Genomic DNA, 9,215 nt, shown 5'->3' with positions numbered 1-9,215 from the left:
CCAGCGCCATCCCGAACTCATTGACGGCTGCCTCACCGAGACCGGACTGACCATCACTTCACACCAACCGAACCCAACCTGAAAAGCTCAGTAACGTCCTCGGCCCTCACTTCGAGCAGGTCTGCCGGGACTGGGCGCTGCACCACGCCGACCCGGAACTGATCGGCGGTCTCCCTGCGCGGGTTGGACACGGCGTGGTGCACGATCCCAATACTCGCGTCGGACACGAGGTGGTTGTGGCGGTCATCGGCATCGCGGACGGCTCCAGGCCACGCTTCTCGCCATCGGCGAGGCCAAGTGGAATGACACCGTGGGCATTTCGATGTCCAACTGGTCGACCTGGAGACGCCCTACGACATGGAATGACCCGTGCGCATGGGTTGCCGTAATTCGGTGGCGGCGCGGGCTGACTGTCCCTAGTGTCAGTCTTGTTCGAGCGGTGACCGGAGGTCACCGCGGGTGACTCGGCTTGGTTTGGGAGGTGTGACCGATGGCTGTCGTCGAGATGGGCGTTGCCCGCATCCGGAAGTTCGTCAAGTCCACCTCCGTGGTTTCCGGCTGACCTCACTCTTCTCCCGCGCCAGTGGGCGCGGTGCCGGGGCCACCCATGGAAGGGTCACCCCTTGTCTTTCTCTTCTTCTTCGGTTTCGTCGCACCCTCTCGCCGTCTACGGCTGGGACGAGGGTTGGGAGGCCGAGTTCGCTCCGTACGCCGAGCAAGGTCTCCTGCCCGGCCGTGTCGTTCGGGTCGACCGTGGACTGTGCGACGTCATCACCCCGGCCGGCACTGTCCGGGCCGACACCGAGTTCGTCGTTCCCCGCGATCCGATGAAGGTCGTGTGCACGGGGGACTGGGTCGCGGTCGATCCCGAGGGCAGCGATCCGCGGTACGTGCGGACGCTGCTGCCGCGCCGTACCGCCTTCGTACGGTCCACGTCGTCGAAGCGTTCCGAGGGCCAGGTGCTGGCCACTAACATCGATCATGTCGTCATCTGTGTGTCGCTCGCGGCCGAACTCGACCTTGGGCGGATCGAGCGGTTCCTGGCGCTCGCCATGTCCTGCTCGAGCGGTGAGGCCCTGCTGCACAAGTCGGCACTCTCCTGGGAGTCCGGCGCCCAGCCCCTGGTCGTCCTCACCAAGGCCGACCTCGTGCCCGACCCGGTGACCCTCGCGCACCTCGTCCAGGACGTGGAGCGCTCGGCGCCCGGCGTTGGCGTGCTGCCCGTCAGCGCGCTCGGCCGTGACGGGCTCGACGTCCTGGTGAGCGTCGTCCGCGGCGGTACGTCCGTCCTGCTCGGCCAGTCCGGCGCGGGCAAGTCGACCCTCGCGAACGCGCTGATCGGCGCGGACGTGTTGGACGTACAGGCCACCCGGGACGCCGACGGCAAGGGACGGCACACCACCACCACCCGCAACCTGCTCGCCCTGCCCGGCGGGGGCGTCCTCATCGACACACCCGGGCTGCGGGGAGTCGGGCTGTACGACGCCGAGAGCGGGGTCGGGCAGGTCTTCACCGAGATCGAGGAACTGGCCCGGCGCTGCCGTTTCCAGGACTGCGCGCACGCCGCCGAGCCCGGGTGCGCGGTGCTGGCGGCCGTGGACGCCGGACAGCTCCAGGTCCGCCGTCTGGAGAGCTACCGCAAGCTGGTGCGGGAGAACCAGTGGATCGTGGCGAAGACCGACGCCCGCGTGCGCGCCGAGCTGCGCCGGGAATGGAAGCGGAAGGGGGCGGAAGGGAAGGCGGCGATGGAGGCGAAGCGGGGGCGCTGGGAGTAGCCGACGTCACGTCCGATTCCCGCCAGCCCTCCGCCCAGCCAGGGCGGAGACTTGGGGGGTGATGGACGAGGACACCAGGTACGAAGCCGTACGCAGCCGGGACGGCCGGTTCGACGGGGAGTTCTTCTTCGCCGTCGAGACCACCGGGATCTACTGCCGGCCCAGCTGCCCGGCCGTCACCCCGAAGCGCCGCAACGTCCGCTTCTTCGCGACCGCCGCCGCCGCGCAGGGCTCGGGTTTCCGGGCCTGCCGACGGTGCCGGCCGGACGCGGTGCCGGGGTCGGCCGAGTGGAACGCGCGCGCCGACGTCGTGGCCCGGGCCATGCGCCTGATCGGCGACGGGGTCGTCGACCGGGAGGGCGTGGCCGGGCTCGCCGCGCGGCTCGGTTACAGCGCCCGGCAGGTGCAGCGCCAGCTCACCGCCGAACTCGGCGCCGGGCCGGTCGCCCTCGCCCGTGCCCAGCGGGCGCACACCGCGCGGGTGCTGGTGCAGACCACGGACCTGCCGATCACCGAGATCGCGTTCGCGTCCGGGTTCGCCAGTGTGCGGCAGTTCAACGACACCATGCGTGAGGTGTACGCCGCGACGCCGAGCGAGCTGCGGGCCACCGCGCCCCGCCAGCGCGGCCGGCACCCGGCCGGGGGCGTTCCGCTGCGGCTCGCGTACCGGGGGCCGTACCAGGCCGGTGACGTCCTGGACCTGCTCGCGGACGAGGCCGTACCCGGAGTGGAGGAGATCACCGGGACGCGCGGGCGGCGCACCTACCGCCGTACCCTCCGCCTCCCGCACGGCACCGGCATCGTCGCCGTCGACGAACGGCCGAGGGCGGCGGCATCCGCGTCCGGTGCCCGCCCCGGCGGCTGGCTGGACGCCCGGCTGCAGCTCACCGACCCCCGCGACCTCACCACCGCGGTCGGCCGGCTGCGCCGCCTGTTCGACCTCGACGCCGACCCGTACGCCGTCGACGAGCGGCTCGGCGAGGACGAGCGGCTGGCCCCGCTGGTCGCCGCCCGGCCCGGACTGCGCTCACCCGGCGCCGCCGACGCGGAGGAGATGGCGGTACGGGCACTGGTGGGTCCGAAGGACGCCGCCGAACTGGTGCGGCGGTACGGCAAGGCGCTCGACTCGCCCTCCGGCAGCCTCACCCATCTCTTCCCCGAACCGGCAGTCCTCGCCGAAGCCGAGCCGCACGGCTCCCTCGGCGCACTGGCCGCCGCCCTCGCCGACGGCACCCTGCGCCTCGACCCCGGCGCCGACCGCGACGACGCCGAGGCGGCGCTGTTCGCCCTGCCCGGCATGGACACCGCCACGATCGCCGTGATCCGCACCCGCGCCCTCGGCGACCCCGACGTGGCGCCGCCCGGCCTCTCCGTCCCCGACAGCCGGCGCCCCTGGCGCTCGTACGCCCTGCGACACCTGCATGCTGCAGGAGAGTTGGACTGATCTGTGATGACCACCCGCTGGACCCACGTCGACAGCCCCGTCGGCCCCCTGCTCCTGACCGCCGACCCGGCCGGAGCGCTCACCTCCGTCAGCGTGCCCGGCCAGAAGAACGGCCGCACGGTGCAGGACGGCTGGCGCCACGAGCCCGCCGCGTTCCGCGCCGCCGAGGAACAGTTCGCCGCCTACTTCGCCGGCGAACTCCAGGAGTTCCGGCTGGAATTCAGCACCGAGGGGAGCGAGTTCCGGGAACGGGTGTGGAACGCCCTGGACTCCGTGCCCTACGGGACGACCACGACGTACGGCGAGATCGCCGCCCGGATCGGGGCGCCCCGGGCCGCCGTACGGGCCGTGGGAGGCGCGATCGGCGCCAACCCGCTGCTCGTCGTCCGGCCCTGCCACCGGGTGATCGGCGCGGACGGCTCCCTGACCGGCTACGCGGGCGGTCTGGACCGCAAGGTGCGCCTGCTCACCCTGGAGGGCTGCCTCCCGTAGTCAGTCCTCCAGCCCCCAGCTGTGGATCCGCCGCGGATGGATCCGGATCACCTCCTCGCTGAAGTGCGGGCCCAACGCGCGCGAGCCGGTGAGGAGTTCGGCCTCGCCCCGGATGTCGATGCCGCGCACCTTCCAGGGGCGCAGGCTGACGATGTCGTCGACGACCAGGGCGACCTTGGGGTTGTGCCGGAGGTTGCGCCACTTCTTGGTCGTCCCCATGGCGCGGCCGCCGACGAGGATCGTGCCGTCGTCCTGCGGGAAGAACCCGACCGGGTTCGCCTGCGGCTGCCCGTGCGGATCGACGGTGGCCAGCCGTCCCAGCCGCTGCGACCGGAGGTACGCGCGCTCGGCCTCACTGAATTCGGTCATACCCCTCAGCCAAACACGACGGGAGCGCCCCTACCTCATCCCTCATCCCCAGATCACCGCGCCCAGCCACGCGCCCATGATCAGCAGGCAGGTGAACAGCTCGGCGAGTACGCTCGAGCCGCCGGAGCGCATGGCCGTCCTGAGTGCCGCCATCGCCTCCTCGTGCCGGCCGAGGCGCCGGCGTTCGCCGAGGTAGATGCCCGCCATGAAGCCCGGGATCGCGCCGAGCACGGGGAGCAGGAAGAAGCCGAGGAGCGCGCCCGTACCGGCGTACACCCCCATCCGGGGCGTGGCGCCGCTCGCGCGCAGCCGGCGGGGCGGGAGCGCCCAGCGGACCACCTGGGAGAGGAACAGCACGGCCGTGGCGCCGACCAGGACCCACCAGGCGACCGGCTGCGGATCCTTCACCGCCCACCACAGGACCCCGGCCCACACGAGCCACGATCCGGGCAGGCCGGGCACCAGCACTCCGCACAGGCCGAGCAGGAGGACCAGTCCGACCAGCAGGAGGTCCCACACTCCCATGTGCCCAGAGTGCAGGAGGCCGGGACGAAGCGCAGGCCATCGACGCTCTTTCCCGTATCCCCGTTCGACGGGTCACTCGACACGCCGTTCGACGCGCCGCGCCGCGCCGGATTTTCCCGATGCACCGTTTTCATACGGCCCGTGCGGTGGACAATTAGGGGCATGAGCCAGCAGGGGGGTAGGCCCACCGGTCACGAGGACGACTGGTGGGGGCAGCTGTACGACGACTCCACCGAGGACGCGGGGCCGGCCCCCGCCGCCGACACCCTGGACGACCGGTTCGCCTCGGCGGCGGGCACCGTGGGCGACGGATCCGGCCGGGGCGAGCGCGCCGACGTCGTCCCCGCGCAGCGCGGCGGTACGTCGACGGAGTCCCCGGTCACGACGGTCCCCGCGTCCCGGCCCCCGGCCGACACCGGTCCGCCGCCCCTGCCCGTCCCAGCGAGTGCCCCCGCCGTACAAGGTGCCGAGGCGGGCCCCCACCCGGACGACCCCCCGCCCGCCCCGGCCCCTGCCGAAACCGCCGTCCCCGTCGCCCCTGTCGACTACGTCGGTTCCGGCCCGCCCACCTACGAGGCCGAACCCACCGCCCTCCCGCCCGCCGACCCCGACGACCTCGACGACCTGGTGGCCGACACCGTCCTCGACGGCGCCCGGTACGGGTCCTGCACGCTGCGGGCCGTGTCGGTGCGCGGGGACTCCGCCCGCTACCGCGGCGAACCCCGCCGTGACGCGCTGCTCACCGCCCGCTTCGGCACCGCCGAGAACGCGCTGATCCTCGTCGCCATGGCCACCGGGGCCCGCGCCACGCCCGGCGCGCACCGGGCCGCCGCCGAGGCCTGCCACTGGATCGGCCGGGCCGTCGGCCGCAGCCACGCCCGGCTCGCGGAGGACATCAGGGCGGCCCGGCGCGGCGACCTCAAGTCGGGACTGCACCGCCTGACCGACCGCAGCCTGGGCAAGCTCCGCGCGAGCGCCGCCGAGCAGGGCCTCGAGCCGGAGGAGTACTCCGCCAGCCTGCGCTGCCTGCTGCTGCCCGCCGACCCCCAGTGCCGTACCCGCGTCTTCTTCGGCGTCGGCGCCGGCGGACTGTTCCGGCTCCGGGACGGCGAATGGCAGGACATCGAGCCGCGGGTCACCGAGGTCACCGGCGACCCGGTCGTCGGCTTCGGCTCGCAGCCCGCCGAGACGCCCGAGGGCGACCGCCTCACCATGGACCTCGGCATCCCCACACCCCCGAGCCCGTACGAGCCGGCCCCCGAACCGCCCCGGGAGCCCTTCCGCTTCCGTGCCTCCGTCGCCCACCCGGGTGACACCCTCCTGATGTGCACCGGCGGCCTCGCCGAACCGCTGCGCGGCGAACCCGACCTGTGCCGCCACCTCACCGGCCGGTGGTCCGGGACCACCCCGCCCGGCCTCGCCGCGTTCCTCGCGGACACCCAGGTCCGGGTCAAGGGATACGCGGACGACCGCACGGCCGCGGCCGTTTGGGAGACGTGAGGACGCTTCTCAGAAGGACCCTAGTAGGGCACCCAGGCGCGCTCGCCCGCGTCGTTCGTTCCGTACCAGTAGCGGGGCATGCCCTTGATGGCGCTGGTGCGGAACGGGCGGCCGTGGTCGTCGATGCGGACCGTGCCGGTACGGCCCTGTGAGGACCAGTCGAGTTCCAGGTACCAGCCGGCGTCGTAGGCCTCGGTCGTCGCGGTGACCAGCAGGACCTGAGGGTCCTGGGCGGAGACGCGGAAGGGGAACGGGACGGCGGGCGGCGGCTTTCCGCCGTCGTTGGTGCCGGGCACCGGGTGGGCGATGGGCCGGTTGACGTCGAGGTTCACGGCGAAGCTGCTCGGGGTGAGACCGCCGCCGCAGCCCTGGTCCATGGAGTACGCCCTGCCGGGCACCGGGGTGCCCCGGCTGACGACCCGCACGCGCAGGGCGTTCAGGACGACGGCCGTGGACGACTTCCCCTGCACCGAGATCTGCACCATCGACTGCCGTCCCTGCACCGCGCCCTGTGTCGCCGCCCACGCCGCCGCGTCCTGCGGCGTCGGCGGCGGGGGCACCCGCGCCGGCGTCTTGTCGATCACGTAGTTCTCCCCGCACCCTCCCTGCCAGACCTGCGAGTCGACGGTCAGGGACAGGGGCACGCCACCGGACGCGGGCGCCTTGTCCTGCACCGCCGGGGCGCCCTGCGCCGGGGGAGTGTGCGACGCCGTGCCGCCCGTCGAGGGGGAGGCCGAGGTGGCACCGGGGGAGGGGCTGTCCGCGCCGGTCGACGGGGCGTCGGGGGCACCGGCCTCCGTCGTACGGGACTGCCCGGACGGTGCCCTGGCCGAGCCGTCCCGCGTGCCGTCCTCCGTCAGCGCCGAGACGGTTCCGAGCGTGGCCAGCAGCGCGGTGGCCGCGGCGGCGCCGACGAGCGTCCGCCGCCGACGGAACCAGGGGTGGTGAGCGGCGGCCTGCTCCCGTACGCGAGCTGTTTCCTCGGCCACGGGAGCGGGACCGGGTGTCGTCTCCGTCTCCTCCGGGGTACGGATCCGCCGGCGCGCCGCGACCGCGAGCAGCCACAGCCGGTGCAGTTCCAGGCGTTCCTCCGGCGTGGCCGCGCAGAAGGCCGCCAGCCGTTCCAGCGGGGCGAAGTCCTGTGGGACCGCCTCGCCCGCGCAGTAGCGGTGGAGCGTGGAGGTGTTCATGTTGAGGCGCCGGGCCAGCGAGCCGTAACTGCGGTCCGTGCGGTCCTTCAACCGGCGCAGCAGCGCCGCGAACTGCTCGACCTCGTCCTGTGCCGCCACCGTTCCCCCGTCTCCCCGGCAACCCGTATCCCAGGCGCTCATATACCTGCACGTCAGACGGGCTGGGATGGTTCCACCCCCGCCGACGGGCCGGCAGCCGTTGCGCCGGCCCGCCCAGGCCGCCGATGCTCTTGGTGTCGCACCGACCAGGGCCGGACCGACCATCCGCCGCCGCCGCGACATCCGACGATCATGCACTCATCCACGGGGGACACCCATGCCCAAGCGCACCCAGCAGGCGCGCTCTTCGCTCTGGCCGGACCTTCGGCTGACCGCATGACCAGGGCCGCCCTCGTCCACGGGGGTGGGGAGGGCGGCCCGACCACCAGCACCTTCCGAAACACGCAACCGAAAACGGGGAAACACACATGAGCAGCAGGACCCGCACCGTCGTCACCACCGGCCTCCTCGCCGTCGCCCTCGGCCTCGGCGTCACCGCCCAGGCCTCCGCCGGCGCCCCGCGCAGCGTCAGCGGCAGGACGACCGACAACCTCACCCGGATCGCCGACTTCTACGGCGCCTACATCGACGCCACGCTCGACGAGGACAGGGGCAAGCTCGGCACCGCCCTGCGGGAGCACTACCTCACGCCCGCCTTCCAGAAGGAGCTGAAGAAGTGGGAGGCGCGGGAGAACGCCGACGGCGTCCTGCGAGCCCAGAACGTGCCGCTCGCGTGGAAGGTCACCGAGACCGGCACCACCCACGGCCGGACGGAGGCCGTCGTCACCTTCACCTGGGGCATGGGGTCCCCCACGAAGGTCGTCGTCGACATGAACCGCGACCACAAGATCTTCCACATCGGCGAGAAGGGGCTCGGCACCAAGTGACCGCGTGAGGACGCGGACGGCCACAGCGCGGAGCCCAAGTCGGCTCCGCGCTGCGGCCGTTCCGCCTTCTGGGACAGGACCGGCGGATTCCGGCCAGTTTCACGGGCCGCGCGGAGGCCCACAGCCGGCGCCCCGTGTCGCACCGGTGGATCAGCACCCCGGCTCCCTGACAGGCCAGGGGACGATTGCGCGGGCGAACGCCCTTGCGGCGCGGCGGGGAGGACGTCGTACAGGGGTGCATGGGCGCCCGCACGGTCCTTCCAGGAGGGCCCGGACCCGGCCGGAAGGGGCATGTCGATGGCCGAACACCGGCCCCCGATGATTCGGCATGACTGGCCCGTGTGGCAGAGGGCATGGATCCCGTGAACGTGTTCGACAAGGAGGGGAACCGACATCGGCACGCGGGCGGGGGTCATGAAGAGGCAGGCACGAGGGGGCGGTCCCATGGCGATCGGGGCCTCCTCGGCTCGGACGGTGGAGGAAGAGGCCGACGGCTCGACGGAACAGGCGCAGCCGCACCAGTTGCGGCGCAGACTCGGGCGGGGGGACCTGAAGGCGGTCCCGGAGGCGCGCAGGGCGTTGCGCGAGCTGCTGCGGCAGTGGGGCAGGCCCGGTCGCTCGGACGTGGCGGAACTGCTCACCAGCGAACTGGTCACCAACGCGCTCGTCCACACCGATCACGACGCGGTGCTGACGGCCACCGTCGGCCCGCGCGGACTCAGGGTAGAGGTACGGGACTTCGTGGCCCGCAGACCCAGGAAGCGCGCGGCGGACGGCGACGAGAGCACCCACGGCAGGGGCCTGGTCCTCGTGCAGTCCCTCGCGGACGCGTGGGGGGTGCGGACGCACGGCGTCGGGAAGGTGGTGTGGTTCGAGCTCGACGCCGGACTGGCGTGAACGGGGAGGGGGCGTGGCCCCCCCGCCCCCCCCCCCCCCCCCATACAAGACGGTGAAGACCTCCCACAAGAAGTCGTAGATCAATCTTTGGGACCGC

Annotated in this window: 9 protein-coding genes; 6 read left to right on the top strand and 3 right to left on the bottom strand. The window is 72.9% G+C overall.

Annotated elements, in window-relative coordinates; all coding sequences use genetic code 11:
• Positions 1–623 precede the first annotated feature (623 nt).
• From rsgA to ACIRVK_RS26395, 3 genes are all read left to right on the top strand, one after another.
• Positions 624–1,775: a ribosome small subunit-dependent GTPase A gene (gene rsgA / locus ACIRVK_RS26405; protein ID WP_404251128.1), complete on the top strand. Its 1,152-nt coding sequence runs from the start codon at positions 624–626 to the stop codon at positions 1,773–1,775.
• 61 nt (positions 1,776–1,836) lie between these two features.
• Complete coding sequence (locus ACIRVK_RS26400) at positions 1,837–3,219, top strand: bifunctional transcriptional activator/DNA repair enzyme AdaA (protein WP_404251148.1); 1,383 nt, start codon at positions 1,837–1,839, stop codon at positions 3,217–3,219.
• Positions 3,220–3,225: 6 nt separating this feature from the next.
• Positions 3,226–3,711 (top strand): methylated-DNA--[protein]-cysteine S-methyltransferase, encoded by a 486-nt coding sequence (locus ACIRVK_RS26395; protein WP_404251126.1) that lies wholly within the window; start codon positions 3,226–3,228, stop codon positions 3,709–3,711.
• Here the strand turns inward: ACIRVK_RS26395 and ACIRVK_RS26390 are convergent, their stop codons facing one another.
• Positions 3,712–4,080, bottom strand: coding sequence for a PPOX class F420-dependent oxidoreductase (locus ACIRVK_RS26390; protein ID WP_404251124.1), 369 nt, complete (start codon positions 4,078–4,080; stop codon positions 3,712–3,714). It lies immediately after the preceding gene.
• 42 nt (positions 4,081–4,122) lie between these two features.
• Entirely contained in the window at positions 4,123–4,605 is a 483-nt protein-coding gene (locus ACIRVK_RS26385) for a DUF456 domain-containing protein (RefSeq protein WP_404251123.1), read from the bottom strand.
• Between the two features lie 162 nt (positions 4,606–4,767).
• Between ACIRVK_RS26385 and ACIRVK_RS26380 the strand changes: the two genes are divergently transcribed.
• Positions 4,768–6,105 (top strand): protein phosphatase 2C domain-containing protein, encoded by a 1,338-nt coding sequence (locus ACIRVK_RS26380; protein ID WP_404251121.1) that lies wholly within the window; start codon positions 4,768–4,770, stop codon positions 6,103–6,105.
• Between the two features lie 20 nt (positions 6,106–6,125).
• On the opposite strand, the gene ACIRVK_RS26375 is transcribed toward ACIRVK_RS26380, so the two are convergent.
• Entirely contained in the window at positions 6,126–7,436 is a 1,311-nt protein-coding gene (locus tag ACIRVK_RS26375; RefSeq protein ID WP_404251119.1) for a helix-turn-helix domain-containing protein, read from the bottom strand.
• 326 nt (positions 7,437–7,762) lie between these two features.
• Between ACIRVK_RS26375 and ACIRVK_RS26370 the strand changes: the two genes are divergently transcribed.
• Positions 7,763–8,221, top strand: a complete 459-nt coding sequence (locus tag ACIRVK_RS26370; protein ID WP_404251117.1) for a hypothetical protein — start codon at positions 7,763–7,765, stop codon at positions 8,219–8,221.
• A gap of 444 nt (positions 8,222–8,665) precedes the next feature.
• Positions 8,666–9,118, top strand: coding sequence for an ATP-binding protein (locus ACIRVK_RS26365; protein ID WP_404251115.1), 453 nt, complete (start codon positions 8,666–8,668; stop codon positions 9,116–9,118).
• Positions 9,119–9,215: the final 97 nt, after the last annotated feature.

The sequence above is a fragment of the Streptomyces sp. NPDC101152 genome (assembly GCF_044768275.1).
In the GTDB taxonomy this organism is placed as follows: domain Bacteria; phylum Actinomycetota; class Actinomycetes; order Streptomycetales; family Streptomycetaceae; genus Streptomyces.
The sequence above is the reverse complement of the archived record's forward strand: the minus strand, read 5'-3'. Positions and strand labels throughout refer to the sequence as shown.

Bases quoted from the DNA above. Each gene is read 5' to 3' on its own strand.
- ACIRVK_RS26365 (WP_404251115.1), top strand. From the start codon at position 8,666: ATGGCGATCGGGGCCTCCTCGGCTCGGACGGTGGAGGAAGAGGCCGAC.
- ACIRVK_RS26390 (WP_404251124.1), bottom strand. From the start codon at position 4,080: ATGACCGAATTCAGTGAGGCCGAGCGCGCGTACCTCCGGTCGCAGCGG.
- ACIRVK_RS26395 (WP_404251126.1), top strand. From the start codon at position 3,226: ATGACCACCCGCTGGACCCACGTCGACAGCCCCGTCGGCCCCCTGCTC.
- ACIRVK_RS26370 (WP_404251117.1), top strand. From the start codon at position 7,763: ATGAGCAGCAGGACCCGCACCGTCGTCACCACCGGCCTCCTCGCCGTC.
- ACIRVK_RS26380 (WP_404251121.1), top strand. From the start codon at position 4,768: ATGAGCCAGCAGGGGGGTAGGCCCACCGGTCACGAGGACGACTGGTGG.
- ACIRVK_RS26375 (WP_404251119.1), bottom strand. From the start codon at position 7,436: ATGAGCGCCTGGGATACGGGTTGCCGGGGAGACGGGGGAACGGTGGCG.
- ACIRVK_RS26385 (WP_404251123.1), bottom strand. From the start codon at position 4,605: ATGGGAGTGTGGGACCTCCTGCTGGTCGGACTGGTCCTCCTGCTCGGC.
- ACIRVK_RS26400 (WP_404251148.1), top strand. From the start codon at position 1,837: ATGGACGAGGACACCAGGTACGAAGCCGTACGCAGCCGGGACGGCCGG.